The sequence below is a fragment of the Microbulbifer sp. CnH-101-G genome, assembly GCF_052466775.1.
Window position 1 is genome coordinate 630,277 of the sequence record NZ_CP174292.1, and the last position, 21,982, is coordinate 652,258.

Sequence of the window (21,982 nt, forward strand, 5' to 3'; positions counted from 1 at the left end):
TTGATAATGGCTGATGGTGACCTTTATTAAATAGATGTGTGGTAGCTATTATTGAGGTTTCCAGAGCTCACTGTAGAAGTCTAATATGGCTAACTCTCAAAAATATACTAACTCGGTTTATACCTGTTTACTTGGAATATGGTTTTAAGTTTCATGGCTCCTGAGATTCTGCTGCAAGGCTGGTGTTCAAACTTCAAATTAAGTCGCATGCCCTCTACCTCTGTCACAGTTAGTGACATGAGTAAATTTATAACCGCTCACTAAACGCCAGTTTTAAGCCGAGTGCGGCAAAGCTGCTGGCAAAAAATTTCTGCATGTTGATGCTTGCTCTTTTAGAGCTTGTTATAAACTCGCTGAAAAGACCTGACATTAAACCGTATACTATAAATACCACGAAAGTCATTAGCATAAACACAGTGCCTAGGATCAGCATGTAAATTAGAGCACTGTTGGCTGTAGCCGGAATGAATTGCGGCAAGAATGCAAGAAAGAAGATTGAGAGTTTAGGGTTTAAAATGTTTAGCAGGAACCCTTTTAAGACAATGTCAGTAATTTTTTTCTTGGTCTTTTGCGCATTTGCAGATAGAAAGGTGGATGATTTCCACATTTGCCAGGCGAGATAGAGTAAATAGGCAGAGCCAGCATACTTTATGATCTGAAAAGCAAGTGCGCTGGTATGAAAGATGGCGGCGAGACCAAATGCACTGGCCAGTAGCGCTGGAATAATGCCAAGGGTGCAACCAAGTGCGGCATAAAGACTGGCTCGCTTACCCACAAAGAGCCCAGTAGCAACGGTATATAAAACGCCTGTACCTGGAATCAAAACTACAATCAGAGAAGTGATTAAAAATTCAACAGAAACCATTCTATGTTCCCTTTCCTTGGGGAGGGCTAATTGTTAAATGATAAACTATCAATTTTGCATAGGTTTTGCACGAGAATATTGCATGGTGATCTGTTTAAGTTTCAAATAAGTTGAGCTGTACCCCTATGGCCGGACTTTTCCGTAGTTATTTTAATAATATAGAGGGTCTTATGTGTTATCGCTTATCTTTAGATGTTTTTGTTTTCTTGTTTAAATTGCTTTCTTTGTGATTGCTTTATTTGGTATATGGCAGTATTTAAACAAGTTGTTGCCCTGAGAGCTTTCAGGGTAATTGAAGGCTATGCCATATTGCTATTGTAATAACTTTGTTGTTTCAGTAGCTGTAGTCTTAATGTTCTATTAGGGTTGTTATTATTGGTCTGCCCCGTAAAAGCCATTCCAGTTCCAGTTCCAGTTCCAGTTCCAGTTCCAGTTCCAGTTCCAGTTCCAGTTCCAGTTCCAGTTCCAGTTTTGAAGTTTAGTAGGCTTGATAATGTCTTTGGATATAATTATCTCACTTTAGAATTTTAATCGGCATCCGTGCCTTTTACGATTCCAAGTGTGTTATTTTATTTATATGGCTTATTGATTGCTTGGGGATTGGTCAGTATGAGAGTTGGATTGATAATTAGTCATCAAGAATAAAATTGTTTTCCGGGTTGTAGTAGCAGAAATCTCGATCCAGATTTTTGCGGAAGCAATAGGGATCCTTTGCGTCAGAATCCTCCCAAAGCCCTAGATTAGAGTAGTAGGCAATATCCTGCTCAAGTTCAAACTTGTTTCCGCAGTAGTAGGCGTAATTCCAGGCGGCTCCCCGTGCAACCATTTCCTGGTTGATGTTATAGCCGTTGACGAAAAGATAACCTGTTTCCCTGCCATATTGGTCCTTCCCTGTTGATTGGAAATCTACTGGGCCATATGACAATAAGTCGATCAATGTTTGAGTGGATTCTGGCCCATGGGATTGAGTGCTAGGATAGGTTTCCGGTGCATCAATACATTGTAGGCGTATCTCTGTGTACTCACTTCCAATATAACCGTGAACTGTATCACCATCTATGATCTGAAAATTGGTGAGTGGCGCGGCTTGTAATGGGGTGGAGAATGCACACAACAAAAGTAGTCTTTTCATTAGGTCTTATCCTGGTTGTTATTGGATGTGCGCAGGATAAGGACCGGTTATGACGTGCTTATTGAGCGTTTGTGATAGAAAAAATTATTTTTTATTAAGGAAAGGATGAAAGCTTGTAATAGATAACTTTTTACTATGTAAGATGTTTGTGGCTCTGTATATTTTCATTGATTATCTGGGCCCCCTCTGTTTAAGAGCCCAGCGGTGTGTGCAAATTTAGAGAAAATAGAGCTAGGTGTAGAGCTCGGTTATGAAAACCTGGATTAGATGGTTTGCTCTCTTGATTTCTCAGTGTTCTCAATGATTGTTTTTCCGAACAGCCCAGAGTAAAAACTCCCGGTTACCGTCCCCACCTTTAATCGGGCTATCAATATATTCTTTCACCTCAAGGCCTAGTTCATCACATAAAGCTGTAATCTTTTCTCGTACCTGAGGATAGAGCTTTTCGTCACGTACCAATCCTCCTTTACCAATACCCTCTGGTCCCACCTCGAATTGTGGCTTTATCAGGGTTAACAATTGGCCTTTGGGTTTCAGTAGGGATGGCAGTTGCGGGAGTATCAGTGTTTGGGAAATAAAGGAGACATCCATAACGATGGCATCAAAGCCATTATCTGCGTAGGGAGAAAGGTGTGATGCTTCTAAATGGCGTGCATTAATTCCCTCAAACAGGTGCATGCGTGGATCGTCCAGTAATTTCTGAGCTAGTTGGTCCCGCCCAACATCCACCCCCACTACGGAAGTAGCACCTCTCTGTAACAGACAGTCACTAAAGCCGCCGGTAGAGCAACCCACATCCAGGGCATGCCAGCCATGAGGGTTTAGACCCGTTTGGTCGAGAATTGCGGCGAGTTTTAGGCCGGCGCGGGAAACATATTGGTCTTCGGGCAGTGCTGTGACCTCCAGGCTGCAGTCCTCTCTGACAGACTGGCTGGCTTTGCGCGCCGGTTCCATGGGGCCGCCTTCCGATAGCATGACCCGGCCGGCATCGACCAGCTTCTTGGCGTGGGTGCGGGAATTGGCGAGTTTTCTCTGTACAAGCAGTTGGTCCAATCGGGTCATGTTTTGCTACTGGGTCCTGTCAATATGGTTAAGAATACAGTGGCCATGCTAACCTCTGGCTCCCATAGGTAGAAGTGTGGCCCCGCATCTAGTAGGGCTAATCTTTAGGAAAGAGGATGTTTGTCGATGGCAAAAAGCGTTCTGAACAAGTTCAAGATTCGCAAAGGAAAGGTTTTTGAGGCGCCTTTAGAAGAGGCATTTGGGCGCCTGGTGACACCTTTCGAAGAGTTTATCCATCGACAAAGCAGCAGTGGCATTTTACTCATGCTCTCCGCACTGGCGGCGTTGATTATCGCAAATTCCCCTCTGGAAGATGCCTATAAGCACCTACTACATATGCCCATTAGCTTAAATGCAGGGGATTGGGAGTTTTCTTTATCTCTGCACCATTGGATTAATGATGGCCTGATGGCGATCTTCTTTTTCCTGGTGGGATTGGAATTAAAACGCGAATTTATGGTGGGGGAGTTGTCCGATTTACGTCAGGCGGTTCTCCCGGTGATGGCGGCTATCGGCGGCATGGTGGTGCCGGCATTGATATATGCGGCTTTTAATGCCGGTGGCGAGGCGGAACGTGGCTGGGGTATTCCCATGGCGACGGATATCGCTTTTGCTGTGGGTTGTATTGCGCTACTGGGCAACCGGGTTCCCCGTGCCGTGGTAACTTTTCTGGTTGCGCTGGCGATTGTGGACGACCTGGGTGCCATCCTGGTAATAGCCATCTGGTACACCGAACAGGTCAATGTGGCGGCGCTTATCGCTGCGGGTTGTCTGATCGTGATTATGTGGTTGCTTAAGGCCGCAGGTGTGCGCAACTCCCCCGCTTATGTGTTCGTGGGAATTCTGTTGTGGTATGAGTTTTATCTGGCTGGGGTACATGCCACCATCGCGGGTGTCATTACCGCCATGGCGCTGCCGGCCAAACCTAAATACGATCCGGTGGCCTTTAGTACTTTTGTAAAAGATATTATCCGAAGTTTCGACCGCTGTTTTCGCCCCGGTGACAAAATTATTGCCAACGATGCCCTGCGCGCGCGGGTTATGGCGTTAGGCAATGGTGTAAACCTGGCGCAATCTCCCTTGCAGCGCATGGAAACCCGCCTGCACATTCCCGTGGGCTTCCTGGTAATCCCGATCTTTGCCCTGGCCAATGCGGGAATTCCCTTCGACAGCTTTACCAGCTCCGCTGCAGTGTTCAATCCCGTGACCCTCGGGGTTATCGCTGGCCTGGTGTTCGGTAAACTCATTGGGATTGTGGGCGCCACCTGGATCGGTTGGAAATTGGGCTTGGGCAAGTTGCCCAAGCTGGCCAGTTTCCAGCACATTGTCGGTGTGGCACTGCTCGGCGGTATCGGTTTTACCATGTCGATCTTTATCTCCGAGCTGGCCTTTAGCGGCCAGGGTGACCTGCTGATTCAGGCTAAGGCGGGCATTTTGATTGCCTCCGTAATTGCCGGTATCGCTGGCTTCCTGGTACTGCGTGCTGCGCCGGTTTCTGAGGAGTTTGATGCCCAGGCAGATGATGAGGACGTCGAGCAAGGGGAGGATAGCGGGGACCAGCCGGAGAGCACCGAGAAGGGAGATGACTCCACCCAGGAAAATCCTGGTCGCCAGAGCTGAGGCTCTTACCCGGCAGCCCCCACCATTTTGGGAGGGGGCCTGGTTTCCCTAAGTTGCCAGCCCGGTAAATTAAGAAATAAGAAATCAATTCTAAGAGAAACAATAATGAAACGAGTGGTAAAGGCGGTGCGCCTGCTGCCTATACTGGCCGCACCATTATTCCTTGCAGCCTGTGAGGGCAAATCATCCCAGGAGGCAAAGTTGCAGAAAGCGACAGGTGTCGAGGCGGTATCGGCCGCAGAAAAAGGGAAAGGGGATATAGCGATGGGCACTGTGGCCAGGGACTATGTTGCCCTGGTGCTGGAATTGGGTAATCACGACAAGAGTTACGTCGATGCCTATTATGGCCCGGCGCAGTGGCGAGCGCAGGCGGAGCAGAGCCAGGCCAGCCCGGCGGATATTGCCAAACGCGGTAGCGCCCTGATCGCTCAGCTAGCCGGGGAGGGCGTGGCGGATGGTTCCCTTGACGGTCTGCGCCTGCACTACCTGCGAACTCAGCTGGCTGCACTAGTGGCACACGCTCGCAGCCTTGCTGGCGAAAGCGAACGCAACTTTGCCAAAGAAGCCCGCGAGCTCTATGACACCGAGCCCCCCAGGCAGGATTTCTCCAGTTTCGACCCGCTTTTGCAGGAGTTGAATGAACTGTTGCCCGGAGAGGAGCCTCTGAGTGCGCGAGTGCAGGCGTTTCGACAGCAGTATGAAATTCCTGCGGATAAGCTCCAGGGGGTTTTTGATGCGGCGATTGCAGAGTGTCGCCTGCGTACCAAGCAGTATATCCCGTTGCCGCAGGATGAAAATTTTGCCCTGGAGTATGTCAGTGACAAACCCTGGAGCGGTTACAACTGGTATCAAGGGGGTGCGCATAGCCTGATACAGGTGAATCACGGTTTGCCGATCACCATTGATCGCGCTATCGACCTGGGCTGCCATGAGGGCTACCCGGGCCATCACACTTATAACGCTCTGTTGGAGCAGACTCTGGTCAAAGAGCGCCGCTGGGTGGAATACAGCGTATACCCGCTGTTCAGCCCCCAATCTCTAATTGCCGAGGGCAGCGCCAACTACGGTATCGATTTAGCCTTCCCCGGAGAGGAGAAAACTCGCTTCGAGATGGAAGTACTCTATCCCCTCGCCGGACTGGACCCGCAAAGTGCGCAGAAATATGACCGGGTGATGGCTCTGGTGGATAAGCTCAGTTTTGCCGGCAATGAAATTGCGCGCCAGTATATCGATGGTGAAATTGCCGCTGATCAAGTGGCGGCACTTTTTGAAAAATACACTCTGATGAGCCCGGCTAAGGCAAAACAGCGCAAAGATTTTGTCGATGCCTACGGTGCCTATGTGATTAATTACAACTGGGGCAAGAAGTTGGTGGCGGATTATGTGGAGCGGGATACCAACAGCGCAGAAGAGCGCTGGCAGCGCTTCGCTAAGCTGTTGTCTTCGCCGCGCTTACCCTCCTCGCTGGATTGGTAGGACCCAATGATGCAAAGAGCGGAACTGAGAAGTTATCTACTCGCCCGGCCCGAAGTGATAGAAGATCTCCCTTTTGGTCCAGAGGTTGCGGTGTACAAGATCAAGGGACGTATGTTCGCCACTCTCAGCCGCTATCGCGAAGTAGATGCCACCAATTTGAAGTGCGATCCCGATGAGGCCCAGGCCCTGCGGGATATCTTTCCCGGTGTGTTACCGGGTTACCATATGAACAAGAAGCACTGGAATACTGTATTGCTCGATGGCACAGTGCCGGATTATGAAATTGAGCGGATGGCGGATCGCTCCTATGGCCTGGTGGTAAAGGGGCTGCGCAAAGTTGAGCGGGAATCCCTTGAGCTGGCCTATGGCACGGATACCCTCTACCGCTAGAACAACAGCAGAATAGCAAGACATTACTCAGGAGAGTTTGTGAACGATTTTATTGTCGATGTAACGGCAGAAAACGCCCAGCAGGTACTCATCGAAGAATCCATGAATCGCCCGGTCCTGGTGGATTTTTGGGCCGATTGGTGCGAACCGTGCAAACAGTTAATGCCGGTTTTGGAAAAGCTAGCGAATGAATACGCGGGCCAGTTTCTTTTGGCCAAAGTGAATGCCGACACCGAGCAGATGATTGCTGGCCAGTTGGGGGTGCGCAGCCTGCCCACAGTCATGCTGCTTAAAGAGGGGCAGCCGGTGGATGGCTTTGCCGGAGCGCAGCCGGAAAGCCAGATCCGCGAAATGCTCGATAAATATCTGCCAAAACCCTGGGATATCAAATTGCAGCAGGCCCAAGCCCTGATCGGTGAGGGTAAAGTGGATGAAGCCCTGCCGTTGTTGCGCCAGGCGTATACCGAATCCTCCGAGCGGGTGGATATCGCCAAGCAGTTGGCGGCGTTATTACTCGATCAAAACCGCGCACAGGAAGCGGAAACGGTGCTCGGTAAAATCCTTCTGGCGGATCAGGATGCGGAATACCAGCGCTTAATGGCTCAGTTGGAACTGAAGCAAAAGGCGGCGGATACACCGGAAATACAGGCGCTGCAAAAAGCCTTGGAGCAAAACCCGCAAGATTACGATTCTGCCTATAAGCTGGCGGTGCAGTACAGTCAGGCCAACCGCCATCAGGAAGCCTTGGAGCTGTTGCTGGATATCCTGCGCAAGGATATGAATTTTGCCGATGGTGCGGCCAAGCAGGCATTTCTCGATATCGTGAAAAGCTTGGGTGCCGGCGACCCTATCGCCACCCAATATCAGCGCAAACTGATGACGTTGTTGTTCTAAAGCGTTTCAATCGTATTGCACTGCAAAGGGGCCCTGACGGCCCCTTTGCTTTATCCACCTTTAAAAAGTGAATAACCGGAATGCATAAGCTCTGCGTCTATATACCCGCAACGCATCTGGAAGTTGTGAAACGAGCCCTGTTTGACGCTGGGGCCGGCAGAATTGGAGATTACGACAGTTGTTGCTGGCAGGTTTTGGGTGTTGGCCAATTTCGTCCTTTAGAGGGTAGCCAGCCATTTATTGGCGAATCAGGGCAGGTAGAACAAGTGGAGGAATATCGGGTTGAAATGGTGTGTGCCGATGAGTCTGTAGATGCGGCCCTTGAGGCCCTTTACCAGGCGCATCCCTATGAAGAGCCGGCTTTCGATCTCTGGCGCCTGGATAGCCGTTGTGGCGGTAAAAACCTCTAAAAGCAGGATATGAGCGATATCCTGCTATTCGCATGAGAGGGTTTTAGAGGTTATCCAGTGCCTGTTGGCGTTGCTGGCTCTTTTCTTTTAGTGCCTGAACTTCTTTTAAAAGTTGAGTGATTTGGTTTTCGCTTCCGCTATTTTCCTGCAGGAGTTGCGCTTGGGGCTCTTGCGGCTGCATATCGCTAACGGTCTGGCTGGCGGGCAGGGTATTGATGGGTTTTACCTGGTGGATACGCACATCGGCATCCATTCCCTCGGGTATCGAATCGGAGAAGTGCCAATTACCTTCATTGTCCTGCCAGCTGAATACTTCCCTTGTCGGCTTGTTTTGCTCTTCCGGCAAAAGGCCACTGGATTCCACTAGGGTTTCCAATTGCTCGGCCGATTTCTGTGTGCTGTCGCTCACCGCCTGAAAGGCGCGTTGGCCCTGCTGGCGGACTGAGTCCAGGGTTTGTTGATCTGGAAGCCAGTCTTGGGGAGACATTATCGGCTTGCCGTCAGGGCCAGGAATAATCATGGGCAAGCCCACCCCCACCAATAGCAGGACAGCAAGCATGTAGGCGTATTTCATCGGAACATCCTTTTAATAATCATTGGCGGACAGGGGATTCTTCTCTCAACCTGCGCCCCTGCTCAGTGCGGTAATTGCAATGCGGCTCTTGCGACTAAAGTTTTCGTGAAATAACACCGCGGTGCAGCTGGTATTGCCCCTGTTGGGTGTCGGCGAAATAGTGCTTTAGGGTCTTGTGCATAATCGGGAAGGCGATTTCATCCCAGGGAATTTCCTCCTGCCGAAATAGCGACACTTCTAATGACTCAGGCCCTGGACCAAAATTGGTATCGGTGAGTTCTCCGCGATACATCAGGTAGACCTGATTGATATGGGGAATGTCGTAAATCGAATAGAGTTCATCCACACGAATACTGGCGCGAGCCTCCTCCCAAGATTCCCTCAGAGCTCCCTCTTCACTGGTTTCCCCGTTTTCCATGAAACCGGCTGGCAGGGTCCAAAGCCCAAGGCGTGGCTCAATGGCACGTTTGCACAGTAGGACCCGGTCTTCCAAATAAGGCAAAACGCCGACGATCACACGGGGGTTGATGTAGTGAATGGTGCCGCAATTGCCACATAGGTGGCGTGGGCGGTCATCCCCTTTGGGGATGGAAAATGTGACGGCATTGCTGCCGCATTGGCTACAGAATTTCATGACGTCAGTATACCTATGCAAGATTCCAGCGCCAGCTTCCAGCTTTTTGACGCCTATAGTTGTTAAAGGTGTTAAAGATGTTGAAGTTCATAAGGCGGTGCCAGCTTCACTATGGCGCGTATTTTATTTTTTGGGCTTATAGTGATCGTTTTGTCGGCCTGTGGCGGCAAAGACGATGAAGAAAAGGCACCACCACCGCCACCAGTAGAGGTGTTGGTGGTGCGTGAGCAGCCTGTCATTCCGCGCTTTGAATTTGTCGGCCGTGTGGAGGCCACCGATGAGTTTAAGGTGCGTCCCCGTGTGGAAGGTTATATCCAGAGTCGTGATTTCAGGGAAGGGGAAACCGTCAAAGAGGGGCGACTGTTATTTGAAATAGACCCACGCCCGTTTATCGCCGAGTTGGATAACCAGAGCGCTAACCTGGAGCGTGCCGAGGCCTCTCTACGCATCGCAGAACGCAATTATCGCCGTGGTCGTAAATTGGTGGCTACGGGGGCCATCAGCCAAGTACAGATGGATGAACTGCTGGGCACTTTCGAAGAGGCCAAGTCCCAGGTAGATGCCGATCGTGCCAAAGTGGAAAGTGCTCGGCTGGATCTCTCTTACACAAAGATTTATGCGCCACTTACCGGCCGTATTGGTCGCACACAATATACCGAGGGTTCTCTGGTGGGGCCCAACTCGGACCCACTCACCACCATCGTCAAGATGGACCCGATCTATGTACTGTTTGAAGTTCCCGAGAATCAGCTCTACGCCGTGCAGGTGGATGCAGAGCGACGCCGCAGGGAGGGGCTGCCCCCTACGAAGCTGGATGTGCGCATAGAGCTGCCGGATGGCAACTATTACCCCTACGAGGGGCGGATTGTATTTATCGACAACCAGATAGACCCAAATACCGGCTCTGTCGCTGTACGCGCGCTTTTTCCCAACCCGGGCAGCTTATTGGTACAGGGGCAGTTTGCACGGGTCTCCATCCGTTTGTATGCCGGCAGCGAGGCGCTTAAGCCGTTGGTGCCGCAATCGGCAGTGATGGAGGACATGCAGGGGCGCTATCTCTTCGTGCTGGGCAAGAAAAATATCGCGGAAAAGCGTTATGTCACCCTGGGACAGCGGGAGGGCGAGTTGTGGGCGGTCAATCACGGACTGGTTACCGGTGAGTCGGTAATCGTCAACGGCCTGCAGCGGGTTGTTGCGGGCAAACCGGTCACGCCTCAGAACACCCCGCGCGATCCCTACGACGTGACAGAAAAGCCGGCGGAGCCCGCACTTGGCGGCGGCCAGCCTGCGAAGAAGCCGAGTTCTAAACAGCCTATTGGCACTGGGCAGGGGACGCTTTTGCCTGACGACCTGGAACTTCCTGAAAGTGCACCTGATGCTGGAAAGGAGAGTGAACGTCACCGATACGAGGGAGAAGTGGATGATTACAAGTAGCCCGCCCGGGGCGCGGGGCACTTAGCGCTTTTATGATCAGTGCCTTTTGTATACGGCGGCCCCGCTTCGCCTTTGTCATCTCTATACTGATCTCCCTCGCGGGTATCCTCTCACTGCCATTGTTACCCGTGGCCCAATTTCCGGAAATTACTCCGGCCACTATTAATGTTGCTGCCAATTACGCTGGAGCCAGTGCTGAAGTCGTGCGCGATAGTGTTGCCGTGCCCATCGAATCCCAGGTAAATGGGGTGGAGGGTATGGAATATATGTCTTCCACTAGTGGCAACGACGGTTCTTACAGCCTTACGGTAACGTTTAAGTCCGGCTATGACGATGATATCGCCCAGGTCAATGTACAGAACCGTGTAGAACAGGCAACGCCGCAGTTGCCAGAGGATGTGAAGCGCGATGGCGTAGTAGTGTCCAAGCAGAGCACCACTTTGCTTCTGGTTGTGAACCTATTTTCCCCGGACCAAAAATTCGATGAGCTTTTCCTGGCTAATTACGCGGAAATTTATTTAAAGGATGAATTGGCGCGCGTATTGGGGGTGAGCAGCGTAGTGATTTTTGGTTCGCGCAATTACGCCATGCGCCTGTGGTTGGACCCGAACCGGATGGCCTCGCTGGATGTCACCACCCAGGACGTCATAAGCGCGGTACAGGCGCAAAATGTGCAGGTGGCCGCGGGGCAAATCGGCTCGCCTCCTATCCGCAAGGATCAGCAATTTCAATACAACATCCTGGTGCAGGGTCGCTTGGTGGATCCCAAGGAGTTTGAGGATATTACTATCCGTGCCAAGCCCGATGGCGCCATGGTTAAGGTGAAAGATGTGGCGCGAGTGGAATTGGGCAGTGAGTCCTATTCCTCCTATGGGCAACTGGATAACCAGGCGTCGGCGGTAATTGGTGTTTACCAGCTGCCAGAAGCCAATGCGATCGATGTGGCCGAGCGTATAAAAGCCAAGGTCAAGGAGTTATCCCAACGTTTTCCTGATGGCTTGAAGGCGGAGATTCTCTACGACACCACCCTGTTTGTACAGGCCTCTATCAAGGAGGTTGTGCAGACACTCTTTATCGCCCTGATTCTGGTCATCGCGGTGGTCTTTCTATTTTTACAGGATTGGCGTTCCACCCTGATCCCCGCCATTGCTATTCCAGTCTCTCTGGTGGGCACTTTTGCCCTGATGCTGGCCTTTGGCATGACCATTAATACCATCACCTTATTTGCCCTGATCCTGGCAATTGGCATTGTGGTGGACGATGCAATTATTGTGGTGGAAAACACCCAGCGGTTAATGGCTGAAGGACTGACGCCAAAAGAGGCTGCACTGCAGTCCATGCGCGAAGTCACCGGCCCGGTAATTGCCACTACTTTAGTGCTATTTGCGGTCTTCGTACCGGTCATGCTGATGCCGGGTATCACCGGGAAAATGTACCAGCAATTCGCCGTTACCATTTCCATGTCGGTAGCGATCTCCTCCCTCAATGCGCTAACCCTGAGCCCGGCACTATGCGCCAGTATTCTCAAAGCGGGAAAGGAAGGTGAAATAGCCGGGGTTACAGAGACCGGCATTTTTGGTTTTTTCAACCGCGGGCTGCATCGCTCCACCAATTTCTATGTAGGCATGGTAAAAGCCTGCGTAAAAATCCCTTTGATGGGAATTATCTCGATTATTGGTATTTTCCTGCTGGCCTTCTGGTTATTTAGCAGTATTCCTACAGGGTTTATTCCCGATGAGGACCAGGGCACTTTTATGCTGCATGTGCAGCTACCGGATGGCTCCTCCCTCGAGCGCACTGGACCGGTTGTGAACCAGGTAACGGATATATTGTTGGAAGAGCCCGCCATGGCTCATGTGGTGGGGGTGCCCGGTTACAACCTGCTTACCAGTAGTGTCTCCTCCAATACCGCCATGATGTTTGCCGTATTAAAACCCTGGAATGATCGCCCCAATAAAGAGGACCATCAGTTCGCCATTATGCAGCGGGTGCAGAAAAAACTGGCGCAGATCCCCAATGCGCAAATTATGCCATTTGCCATTCCCCCCCTGCCGGGTATCGGCACTGTGGGAGGTTTTGAGTTTGTATTGGAGGACTTGCAAGGGCGCAGTATTACGGAGTTATCCCAGGTTTTATTTGATTTGCTGGGCGCTGCTAATCAGCGTACGGAAATCTCCCAGGCTTTTACCAGTTTTCAGGCATCTACACCGCAACTGGAATTAAAAATCGACAAGGAAAAGGCCCATGTGCTTGGCGTGCCACTGCCGGAGGTTTACTCCACATTGCAGACATTTCTGGGTGGCTATTACATTAATGATTTTAATTTATACGGCAAAGTGTTTCGCGTTATCGCCCAGGCGGATGCGCAGTTTCGCGATGATGAACAAAACCTGGCGGGCTTTTATGTGCGCGCCAATAGTGGTGGCTTGGTACCGATCACTTCCGTTTCCACTATTGAACCTGTTGTGGCTCCGCAAACCATCACCCGCTATAACCTCTATAACAGTGTGACAATCAACGGTGCCCCGGCGCCCGGTTATTCCAGTGGCCAGGCCATGGATACTATGGAGGAGCTGGCTTCCAGGCTGCCTGAGGGTTACGGCTATGAATGGACCGGGATCAGTTTGCAGGAGGTTACCTCGGGCAATCTGGCTCCTATCCTGTTCAGTCTGGCCATTGTCTTTGTGTACCTGTTTCTTGTAGCCCAGTATGAGAGTTGGAGTATCCCCTTCGCCGTGCTTTTGTGTGTGCCTATTGCTATTTGCGGTGCCATGTTGGTGGTGTGGCTGGCCGGCTCCATTAATAATCTCTATACCCAGATCGGTCTGGTATTGTTAATTGGTATGGCGGCGAAGAGCGCCATTCTGATTGTGGAATTTGCATGTGTAGAGCGCGATAAAGGCAAATCCATTGCCGAATCTGCGATCTCCGCCACCCGCTTGCGTTTCCGGGCAGTATTGATGACGGCAATGTCTTTTATTCTTGGGGTGATACCGTTATTGGTGGCTACAGGTGCCGGTGCTGTGAGCCGTATCTCACTGGGTTTGGTGGTATTTGGCGGTATGCTGGCAGCCAGTTTGTTTGCCACTCTATTGGTGCCGGTGTACTACGCGCTGGTGCAGGCGATTAGAGAGAAGCTCAAAAGGGGGTTATACCCCTCAGACCCAGCAGGATGCAGCTAGGGTAGAGGGGCATTAACTGGCCGGGAGTCGCAAATGGAAATTGCGGCATACAACTCGGTGTTATCGCCGGGAATTAGTATGATGAAAGTTAGGGAGCCTTCGCAGTAAGGAGGCAAGGCAAGTGTATATGATATCGATTATTGAGAAAAAAATTTCCCAGCAGATTGAGGAATTGGAGGCTGGTGTCCCAACAGGGTCGGAATTGTATGGCCATGCCGCCGTGTTGATTGCACTCACCGAAGAGCCGGACCCCCATGTAGTACTGACCAAGCGCGCCGATACGCTCTCGACCCACTCCGGAGAGGTTTCCCTGCCCGGTGGGCGCTGGGATGCCACCGATCCCTCTTTGCAGTACACGGCCTTGCGCGAGGCGGAAGAGGAAGTGGCTCTTCCCATGAGCCAAGTGCGTATGCTTGGCCCCCTGTGGCCCCGCACCACGCGTTGGCAGGTACATGTAACGCCTTGGGTGGGAGTCATTCCACCGGACACCCATCTCAGCCCAAATCCTGGCGAGCTGGACGCAATTTTTCGTGTGCCCTTGTCGTTTTTTCTCGCCGATCCCCGCATCCGCACAGATCGGGTCACTATTGATGACCAGCCTATTTATTTGCCTGCTTATCAGTTTGGTGACTACGAAATCTGGGGTTTTACCGCCGGAGTGTTAACCGAATTTCTGGTAAAAATACTGGGTGCTCCTATTGGACGCAGGGATGATGTGCCATTGAGGACATTGAATTAGACCTGTTCTGGACGAGCACTTTAAAGTTTAGGATGTTTTGGTTCCTGCCAACTTGGCTGATTTAATCTGATATCAGTTCACCCAGATCCTTCCAAGCATCCTCTAGCAGACTTATATAATCACGCGTGTCGGGATCCGCAGTGACCATTGGAAAGTCAGGATCTTCCGGTAGCTTAGCCACATCACCACGTCGGCGTTGAAATAACCAACTGCCATCCACCTTGACCAGCTCATCCCGGTACTCTGCGGCTACAGCAACTCGATAACCAGACCGAGTCGCTAAGATAAACACGGTGGTCGCTCTGCCTGAGGCAGATTCTCCATCTTCCGAAATATGATGTAGCGGCGAGCAGGTGATATGTCGGCTTCCCAGTTTGCTGTGGATAACTGCATAGCGCTCTAGTTTTTCCCTGCCTTGGATTACACGATTGCCATGCTCGAAGCGGCCGTCAGGGGTAAATAGTGACGCCCAGCCATGGGCATCACGGTTATCAATGGTTAAGGTGTAACGAGCGAGCAGGTCACTAATTGCAAATCGGTCCTTGCATAATTGAATATCATTCATCGTTCTAACCTGGAGCTTGATATGAGGGGGGGTAAATGAAACTAGCTTTCACTGCAGGGTTCAGGGGATATCTACCGCAAGAACCCTCTTCAACCTAAATATAAGTGTATTTGATACAGCTTTAGTCTTTGTTGTCATTTTTTATCACCAAACTTCCTTCTCATAGGTGTCGGTCTTATGTTGATGAACAGCCCTTTTTATAAAGGTTAAATCGTTCAGGGGTTGCGTCATCTGGTTTTTGAAGCAGGAATATTATTGGAATTCCAAATTGGAATATTGGTTTTATCAATTGTGGGGATGAAAGTGACACGTCGGTAAGATTATTTAATTGATTGTTTTGGGTTTGTGAAATTCCTCTGAAATTTGATTTATAGTTAAAGAAATTTAAGTGAAGTAGGTTTGGGCGGGTAAGTTTTGGATGAGAGATATCTAGATAATGGAGGTGTGGTTAAAAGAAAGCCCATAAAGAGCCACTTTTAAGTCTTAGAGTAAATCCAAAAAAATATATTATTCTTGCTTAATGCCCTAAATGGACAGCTTAAGGATAAGCGTGCCATGCAGAATGAGTTTATACAGGAAGGACCCAAGAACCCGTTTTTTGATTGGGTGGCGAAGACTGAGAATTTTCCGCCCAAAGAGCGTTGGCGTCGCTGGAAAGAGCTGATGGAAGCCAGTCTGCCCTACCGTTGTGAATTGCTGCTTAAGTCCCATCACAGTCGCGAGTACTTTGGAGAGTTTGCAGTTTCTGCCAATCCTGATACCAGCGATTCTTTTGCCCGTGCTTGTTTCTCTGGGAACTCTTTTCGACGATCAATTAATCATTTAAGTGATGGCTATGCGAATTATACGTTAATTTATTTGTTGTCGGGACGAGGCGCCATTCAGCGTGGTAACTTTTTTACTCCGATGAATTCAGGCGGCCTCTATCTGGTAGATTTGGCACAGACAATTACCCATGATCTGGTGCATGAGAGCCGTTCGATGTTATGCCGTATTCCACGTAATAAGCTTGAAAAGTTTCGTTCGGGTCCCGAAGATAACCGTCCCCTGGAAATTGATGGCAGTAGTGGGCCGGGGCTTTTGTTGCGCAATTATCTTTTATTGTTTCCCCAGGCCAAGCAGCAATGCACTTTTGCCTCTCCAGAGATACTATTTAATCCGATTGCGGAGCTGATCATTGCCTGTATCCAGGAGAGTCGCGGTAATTTACAGGCGGAGGCGGAAACTCCGAGTCGCTTAAATGCTATTTTTCATCAAGTCTGTCGGCTCATTCAAAAATACTGCTGTGACGCAGACTTGTCCGCTCACCAGTTGGCCACTTCATTGGACATCTCTCCCTCTTATCTACATCGAGCAATGCGTTATCACAATACCTCATATATCAACGTGCTACGGCGTGCCAGAGTGGAGGCAGCGTCGGCCCAGTTGTTGGCTGCCGGGCGCGATGCCAGTATTTTACAGGTGGCATTCAACTGCGGATTTAACGGTACCAGCCAGTTCTCACGGGCCTTCAGAGAGGAGCTGGGTGTTAGCGCCTCTGAATTTTTAAAACGCTCTTTTGTGGAGCGGGGAAAAACGTTGGCACTTGAAAATTGATCCTATCGGTAGTTTTTTCTTCGCATTCATAGTGAATCTTTATCGGATCCTAACTCTAAAATTCTACCGGTGCTTGATAGCCCCTCAGTAGAAGGTAACTCGGAAGCTAGTGATAAGATGACATTAATGTTCTCAAAATCTTGGTGAAGTGCTGAACCTTTGGTGGAGGCCTTTTAGAGAAAAGGTGCATATAGTGAACAGGGGTTGAAGCTATTGTGGCTAACTGTCTTAGAGAATCTTCCCTAACCAATTTTGCTGCAACAATGTCTGGCAGTCTCGCAACTCCTAAACCCATCGCTGTCATTTGCAGAATGTCATGTGGTGAGTTACAGCGTATCTTAGGAATGACTCGAATCTCTTTTTTACTGCCCAGCTGATATTTCACCGGGGTGCCTTGCCAATCATTGATGATATGTTGCCAGTTGTGTAATTCGGTAAGATCTTCAGGTATTCCTCCCTGTTGCTCTATATATCCTCTGCTCGCATAGAGGCTTTCCCGAAGTATGCCTAGCTTTGACACTTTGGCAGATTGCATATCCAAGTTGCCTACCCGAATTGCCAAGTCAACTTGTGAGTCAATCAAATCCATTGGGGCATCATTTGCCAGTAAACGAACCCCCAGTAGTGGATGCTGATCGCTAAGCTGCCTAATTGCAGGGACTATAACCGGCTCGCAGAGCGCGTGGGGAGCTGTGATTGTCAGTATGCCCGAGAGTTCCTTGTTACTACTTTTTAAATCGTCCAAGGCGGTGTTGTAGATATCCCGGATTTCGCGACAGTGAGCGTAGAATTGGGCTCCTGTCTCCGTCAGTGAAAGCGAGCGGGTGCTCCGATAGAGCAGCCTTGTGCCGAGATCTTCCTCCAATCTAGTTACTGCCTGGCTAATTGCCGACTTGGTACGTACCAGCTTGTCTGCTGCGGCAGTAAAGCTTCGGGCCTCTACTACGGCTAAAAATATCTGCATGTCTTCTAGGCTGGGTTTCATAGTTTAATTTCACTAAACACTATTATGATTGAATGTGGGTTTATCACAGGCGGTGCGTTAGGGCAATATGCTTATGTAAATTAATAATCAAGCTTTTATTAAGGAGTCGGATATGAACAAACTACTTATTGAGAAAACTATTGTTGCCAGCGAGCAGTGGAAGTCATTTTTTAATCAAGGGAATGCTGAGGGCTGCGCTTCAATGTATGAACAGAGTGCTCAAATGAATGCCAAGCCGTTTGGGGTATTTCTAGGCCGGGAGCAGATAAAAGCTTTCTGGCAAAACCTAGTGGCTCAGGGATTCTCTGATGTGGCTTATCAGGATACCGAGATTGAGGTAATTGATGGTTCCTCAACAGTTCTGACCAGTAAGTGGAAGATGAACAATGCGCAAGGAGTTATCACTCGGGAACTCTGGGTTCTGCAAGAGGATGGAACCATGCGCCTGCGCGAGGACAACTTTGAGGCTATAGAACCAAGCTGAAAGTAACAGTATCAATACTTCTACTTTTTTTTAGATTTACGCTTTGAATAAGCTGTACCGCCAATGCTCATTAGTCAAGAATTTTTAATCAATTTTAATAGGTAGATTTTTATAGGTATTTAATGTAACAAAAATAGATCTACCCTCGACTAAAAAGTGCCTTTTCAATTTAAGGGTGTGCAGCTTTCTTTGATAGTCAAAAAGAACAATTTTTTAATTAAACTGCGTTAAAGTAAAGGATATACAAGATGCCAGAATATCATCATAAATTTCAGTGTAATAAGTGTGGTATTTTTGTGGTCGAAAATGGTTCTCCGCTGCCTCCTCCGGTGATGGAGCATGCCTATTACCATGCCCACAATGTTATCAGTCAGTTTGGTCCTATCTACAAGGGGATAGCCCCTAAGCACCGGCCAATGTTGCACTGCCAAAAATATGTCAAATATATTCAGACAGTACCTAAGGCTGGCTCTGCCCAAAATTTGGGGAATCAGGCCGTCAATAAAGTTAGAACACTAGCCAGGGATCGTGGCGGAAATGGTTCGAACACACCGAGTATGGTAGCGGTCATGTACGACAGCGTATTAGAACAGTGGTTTGAAGGATCAACGGGAAATGGAACCAGTCGAGGATATATACCGAATACGATTTGGAACACTATTCCGGCAGAACTGGATGTGGACCGATATATCTTTGGTCGAACCTGTGCTGAGGTAGACTGCCTGAGAAGGGCATTCAGCCAGCGACGTAGATCAGGAGAAAACAGCCAATCTATCAGAAACAGTATCTTTGCAGCTCGTCAGCCCAATAAGCACAAAGGGAAATCAGATAGAAGACCTCCTTGTGGTGCGTGTAAGGCATGGATAGCCAGAGCTGGAGCTAAAGCATATTAATTCTTTTATTTCGACATCGATACATTGCAGCTTTGTGCAGGGAGTGGTGCAGGTCATCAATGTGTTTTTACTCGCTGCACTAAGTGCACGACAAATGCGTAATTGAAGCGCTTTTCTCAGTCTCTGAATAGACCTCTACGGATGGGGTGCAGGCTTAACTGACTATATTGCCGGCATTGGGGTGTGGTTAAAATATCAGAGTCAATCGATTAGGGCCTAGGCAGATACTAATTGAAGTGATGGGTTCGCCCAGTTGCTGCGATGCATCTAATAAGGGTTTTATTACATGTGCAGATTGCCGGTCTGCACTGAGTAATGAAAACTCTGGATCTTCAGGTAAACTAAATGCCTCTGCACTCCTGCGCAGGAACAGCCAGTTACTACCGATTTTGACCGGCTCATCGTCATATTGCCCAGCCATCACTACGCGGTGGCCTGCTCGGGTGGCTCCTATAACTACCGTTGTCGCTTTGCTCTCGGCGCTCATTCCATCGGAAGAAACTTCATAATGGGGGGAGGAGGTGATATGTCGTGTGCCCAGCTGGCTGTGAACAACCAGGTGTTGACGTAGCTTCTCCCGCCCTTTGATCATAAGTGTACCGTTTTCAAAGCGACCTTTCTCGGTGAAGAGAGAGACCCATCCCATAGCATCATGGTTGTCGATGCAAAGGGTGAATCGTGCCAGTAAATCCTAGATGGCAATCTTCTCAATGCATTCCTGTAACGGATTCATAGAGCTTCCAAGTTGATAACCTTAGATGGGAAGGTAGGCTGGAAGCAGAGTAATTACTAGGAAATATTTGTAAACTATTATATAACTTGAAGCGGTGGCCCTAGAATAATAACGGATTAAAAGGCGGATAATAGATGTAAGTAGATTTAAGTCAGAATTAATTGACGATCAATGAAAGCTGATTGAGCTTTTTCTTCCTCAATTAAAAGCTAGCTCGAGGGTGATTCCCGTTGGTAGCCAGGTGTATTTTAAAGGTACTGTTTAGTTTTTGGGAACATTTCTACCTATAAGAGGTTGGATTTACTCTTCTCTCCCTCCTTTACCAAGCACTACTAGAGATCTGGGTAAAGGTAGATGGTTTGCTCAGGACGTGATATTAAAACGAGATCTATGGTTAATAAAGAGGTGAGGGCTTTATTAACTGATATTTATTGTAATAAGTTAATTTTACTGTTTGGTGTGGTTTCACTCTAATTTGAAGTTGGGTATGCTTGGTTGATGGTGTTTTTTTAAAGATTTTGATGCGGGCTTGCTTTGCATTACGGAGATTTGGAAGTATATAAACAAGGAATAAATATGAAGGTTGGCATACTATCTAGAAACCGAAAACTCTATTCAACCCGCCGACTTGTGGAGGCGGCGACATCGCGCGGTCACGAAGTACGCGTGATTGATGCCCTTAAGTGCTTCATGAACATCACCGCAAATGATCCAAATGTTTACTATCAAAGTAAGGAAGGCCATGTTGAAGAGCTTTCATTCGATGCAATAATTCCTAGAATTGGAGCAAGTATTACAAGTTATGGTTGCGCGGTTCTAAGGCAGTTTGAGGTAGCCAACACCTATTCGATAAATGAGTCAATCGCAATTACACGCTCTAGAGACAAACTGCGAGCGCATCAATTACTTGCTCGAAAAGGCATCGGTCAACCCGTCACAAGCTATGCTCACTCCGCAAAGGCAACCGCACCATTGATTGAATCTGTCGGTGGTGCGCCCCTAATTGTTAAGTTAACTCAAAGCACACAGGGCAATGGCGTGTTGCTGGCAGAAACGCAAAAAGCAGCGGAAGCGCTTATCAACGCATTTCGCGGTATCGGCTCTGATTTCCTTGTGCAAGAATTTATCAAGGAAGCCGGTGGCTCAGACATTCGGTGCTTTGTCGTTGGTGAAAAGGTTGTGGCTGCAATGCAGCGGAAAGCTGCCAAGGGTGAATATAGGTCAAACCTTCACCGCGGTGGTAGTGCCGAAATGGTCAAGCTAAGCGCGACGGAACGTAGATTAGCAGTTAGTGCATCAAGGGTGATGGGACTTGATATGGCCGGGGTAGATATTCTGCGCTCCGCACACGGCCCACTAGTCATCGAAGTTAACTCATCTCCTGGGCTGGAGGGCATTGAAAATGCATCAGATATTGATGTTGCTGGTAAAATTATCGAGTACATAGAAATCGATGCGAAGCGAGGTCCAAATAAGCCCAGGGGTAAGGGTTAGCTTGCTGGAAATTGCTGCTGGTCACTTTTCTATAGATCTGTAAGAAAATAGTTGATTTAAAATTGTGAGGCCACTTCTAAGATGTAACCTGTGGTGTTCAGGGCGAATCCCGATTTTGAGGTGGGGAAAGTGGGGTGTTGACAGAAATTATCAATACCTTTGCAGGTTCATTGGTGGATGGGTTAAACGCTCTATGACCCTGCTGGTTTAACGGTAATTCCTCTATCGGTAAGTCTCCCCCAAAGTGTACATCACCGGGTTGGTATGTTATGGAAACGCCATCTTTTGTTGTTGTGCTCCATTGGCCCGATAAGGTTATTACCCATTGTGGGCTGGGAGTTGGATGAAAGTCACTTTCCCAGCCGGGAGGTAAGATGGCAAATTCACTGCCTTTTACCACTGGTAAAGCTTGGTAGTGATATTCTGGGGTGGGGTTGGAATATTGGATTAGTGCGAAGTCAGTAAAATACTGCTCTGTTGTCCGGGAGATATAATTTTCATCCGTCCAAAGGTGGTAGTACTTTTGCCGAATACTTTTGTTTGTTTTCATGCTTTGTATTAAATTTCAAGATAATGAATGGCGTTATCGGTGGTGGCGTAAAGTCTTTCCTCTGCCATTGCTATATTGATAAAGTTTAAGTCTTCTGAGCCCTCAAAGAGACACTGCAGGTTTTGTCCCTGTGTGGAGCAGGTCATCAATTTGTTCAAACTGGTAAAGATAAGCTGTGAATTTTCTCCCATCAGTATTCCATCGATAAAACCTGTTGGGGGGATTTCAATGATTGTTTCTGGTTGGGCTGTACTGGACTCACAGCTGAGC

Annotated in this window: 22 protein-coding genes; 12 read left to right on the forward strand and 10 right to left on the reverse strand. The window is 48.9% G+C overall.

Annotated elements, in window-relative coordinates:
• Nucleotides 1-247 precede the first annotated feature (247 nt).
• From ACJJID_RS02945 to ACJJID_RS02955, 3 genes are all read right to left on the reverse strand, one after another.
• Nucleotides 248-865 carry a LysE family translocator gene (locus ACJJID_RS02945; protein WP_444921415.1) on the reverse strand — a complete coding sequence of 206 codons (618 nt, stop codon included), beginning with the start codon at nt 863-865 and terminating at the stop codon, nt 248-250.
• Nucleotides 866-1,493: 628 nt separating this feature from the next.
• Nucleotides 1,494-1,997, reverse strand: a complete 504-nt coding sequence (locus ACJJID_RS02950; protein ID WP_444921416.1) for a thermonuclease family protein — start codon at nt 1,995-1,997, stop codon at nt 1,494-1,496.
• A gap of 297 nt (nt 1,998-2,294) precedes the next feature.
• Nucleotides 2,295-3,059 carry a TlyA family RNA methyltransferase gene (locus ACJJID_RS02955; protein ID WP_444921417.1) on the reverse strand — a complete coding sequence of 255 codons (765 nt, stop codon included), beginning with the start codon at nt 3,057-3,059 and terminating at the stop codon, nt 2,295-2,297.
• 126 nt (nt 3,060-3,185) lie between these two features.
• Between ACJJID_RS02955 and nhaA the strand changes: the two genes are divergently transcribed.
• The 5 genes from nhaA to ACJJID_RS02980 all read left to right on the forward strand — a co-directional run bounded on the left by nhaA (nt 3,186) and on the right by ACJJID_RS02980 (nt 7,849).
• Nucleotides 3,186-4,679, forward strand: a complete 1,494-nt coding sequence (gene nhaA, locus ACJJID_RS02960; protein ID WP_444921418.1) for a Na+/H+ antiporter NhaA — start codon at nt 3,186-3,188, stop codon at nt 4,677-4,679.
• Nucleotides 4,680-4,784: 105 nt separating this feature from the next.
• Nucleotides 4,785-6,155, forward strand: coding sequence for a hypothetical protein (locus tag ACJJID_RS02965; RefSeq protein ID WP_444921419.1), 1,371 nt, complete (start codon nt 4,785-4,787; stop codon nt 6,153-6,155).
• A 9-nt stretch (nt 6,156-6,164) separates the two neighbouring features.
• On the forward strand, nt 6,165-6,545 hold the full coding sequence (locus tag ACJJID_RS02970) for an MmcQ/YjbR family DNA-binding protein (protein WP_444922598.1): 381 nt from the start codon (nt 6,165-6,167) through the stop codon (nt 6,543-6,545).
• A 39-nt stretch (nt 6,546-6,584) separates the two neighbouring features.
• On the forward strand, nt 6,585-7,439 hold the full coding sequence (gene trxA, locus ACJJID_RS02975; RefSeq protein ID WP_152452334.1) for a thioredoxin: 855 nt from the start codon (nt 6,585-6,587) through the stop codon (nt 7,437-7,439).
• An 80-nt stretch (nt 7,440-7,519) separates the two neighbouring features.
• Nucleotides 7,520-7,849, forward strand: coding sequence for an NGG1p interacting factor NIF3 (locus ACJJID_RS02980; RefSeq protein ID WP_444921420.1), 330 nt, complete (start codon nt 7,520-7,522; stop codon nt 7,847-7,849).
• Between the two features lie 43 nt (nt 7,850-7,892).
• On the opposite strand, the gene ACJJID_RS02985 is transcribed toward ACJJID_RS02980, so the two are convergent.
• Both ACJJID_RS02985 and ACJJID_RS02990 read right to left on the reverse strand, forming a co-directional pair.
• Nucleotides 7,893-8,423 (reverse strand): hypothetical protein, encoded by a 531-nt coding sequence (locus ACJJID_RS02985; protein WP_444921421.1) that lies wholly within the window; start codon nt 8,421-8,423, stop codon nt 7,893-7,895.
• Nucleotides 8,424-8,517: 94 nt separating this feature from the next.
• A complete protein-coding gene (locus ACJJID_RS02990; RefSeq protein ID WP_152452328.1) occupies nt 8,518-9,057 on the reverse strand; it encodes an NUDIX hydrolase in 540 nt (179 codons plus the stop codon).
• A gap of 111 nt (nt 9,058-9,168) precedes the next feature.
• On the opposite strand from ACJJID_RS02990, the gene ACJJID_RS02995 reads away from it, so the two are divergent.
• The 3 genes from ACJJID_RS02995 to ACJJID_RS03005 all read left to right on the forward strand — a co-directional run bounded on the left by ACJJID_RS02995 (nt 9,169) and on the right by ACJJID_RS03005 (nt 14,412).
• Nucleotides 9,169-10,491 carry an efflux RND transporter periplasmic adaptor subunit gene (locus ACJJID_RS02995; RefSeq protein WP_444921422.1) on the forward strand — a complete coding sequence of 441 codons (1,323 nt, stop codon included), beginning with the start codon at nt 9,169-9,171 and terminating at the stop codon, nt 10,489-10,491.
• A 32-nt stretch (nt 10,492-10,523) separates the two neighbouring features.
• Nucleotides 10,524-13,673 (forward strand): efflux RND transporter permease subunit, encoded by a 3,150-nt coding sequence (locus ACJJID_RS03000; RefSeq protein ID WP_444921423.1) that lies wholly within the window; start codon nt 10,524-10,526, stop codon nt 13,671-13,673.
• Nucleotides 13,674-13,800: 127 nt separating this feature from the next.
• Nucleotides 13,801-14,412 carry an NUDIX hydrolase gene (locus ACJJID_RS03005; RefSeq protein WP_444921424.1) on the forward strand — a complete coding sequence of 204 codons (612 nt, stop codon included), beginning with the start codon at nt 13,801-13,803 and terminating at the stop codon, nt 14,410-14,412.
• Between the two features lie 61 nt (nt 14,413-14,473).
• Here the strand turns inward: ACJJID_RS03005 and ACJJID_RS03010 are convergent, their stop codons facing one another.
• Nucleotides 14,474-14,977: a nuclear transport factor 2 family protein gene (locus tag ACJJID_RS03010; RefSeq protein WP_444921425.1), complete on the reverse strand. Its 504-nt coding sequence runs from the start codon at nt 14,975-14,977 to the stop codon at nt 14,474-14,476.
• 555 nt (nt 14,978-15,532) lie between these two features.
• Here ACJJID_RS03010 and ACJJID_RS03015 point away from each other — a divergent pair.
• Nucleotides 15,533-16,573, forward strand: coding sequence for a helix-turn-helix domain-containing protein (locus ACJJID_RS03015; RefSeq protein ID WP_444921426.1), 1,041 nt, complete (start codon nt 15,533-15,535; stop codon nt 16,571-16,573).
• A 106-nt stretch (nt 16,574-16,679) separates the two neighbouring features.
• Here the strand turns inward: ACJJID_RS03015 and ACJJID_RS03020 are convergent, their stop codons facing one another.
• Entirely contained in the window at nt 16,680-17,558 is an 879-nt protein-coding gene (locus ACJJID_RS03020) for a LysR family transcriptional regulator (RefSeq protein WP_444921427.1), read from the reverse strand.
• Between the two features lie 112 nt (nt 17,559-17,670).
• Between ACJJID_RS03020 and ACJJID_RS03025 the strand changes: the two genes are divergently transcribed.
• Both ACJJID_RS03025 and ACJJID_RS03030 read left to right on the forward strand, forming a co-directional pair.
• The gene (locus ACJJID_RS03025; protein ID WP_444921428.1) at nt 17,671-18,042 is read left to right on the forward strand and encodes a YybH family protein; all 372 of its coding nucleotides are present in this window, start codon (nt 17,671-17,673) and stop codon (nt 18,040-18,042) included.
• A gap of 248 nt (nt 18,043-18,290) precedes the next feature.
• A complete protein-coding gene (locus tag ACJJID_RS03030; protein ID WP_444921429.1) occupies nt 18,291-18,935 on the forward strand; it encodes a hypothetical protein in 645 nt (214 codons plus the stop codon).
• Between the two features lie 187 nt (nt 18,936-19,122).
• Here ACJJID_RS03030 and ACJJID_RS03035 read toward each other — a convergent pair whose 3' ends face one another.
• Nucleotides 19,123-19,620 (reverse strand): nuclear transport factor 2 family protein, encoded by a 498-nt coding sequence (locus ACJJID_RS03035; protein WP_444922599.1) that lies wholly within the window; start codon nt 19,618-19,620, stop codon nt 19,123-19,125.
• Between the two features lie 624 nt (nt 19,621-20,244).
• On the opposite strand from ACJJID_RS03035, the gene rimK reads away from it, so the two are divergent.
• Nucleotides 20,245-21,162 (forward strand): 30S ribosomal protein S6--L-glutamate ligase, encoded by a 918-nt coding sequence (gene rimK / locus ACJJID_RS03040; RefSeq protein ID WP_444921430.1) that lies wholly within the window; start codon nt 20,245-20,247, stop codon nt 21,160-21,162.
• Nucleotides 21,163-21,259: 97 nt separating this feature from the next.
• Here the strand turns inward: rimK and ACJJID_RS03045 are convergent, their stop codons facing one another.
• Both ACJJID_RS03045 and ACJJID_RS03050 read right to left on the reverse strand, forming a co-directional pair.
• Nucleotides 21,260-21,712, reverse strand: a complete 453-nt coding sequence (locus ACJJID_RS03045) for a hypothetical protein (RefSeq protein ID WP_444921431.1) — start codon at nt 21,710-21,712, stop codon at nt 21,260-21,262.
• Nucleotides 21,713-21,720: 8 nt separating this feature from the next.
• Nucleotides 21,721-21,903 (reverse strand): hypothetical protein, encoded by a 183-nt coding sequence (locus tag ACJJID_RS03050; RefSeq protein ID WP_444921432.1) that lies wholly within the window; start codon nt 21,901-21,903, stop codon nt 21,721-21,723.
• Between the last annotated feature and the right edge of the window lie 79 nt (nt 21,904-21,982).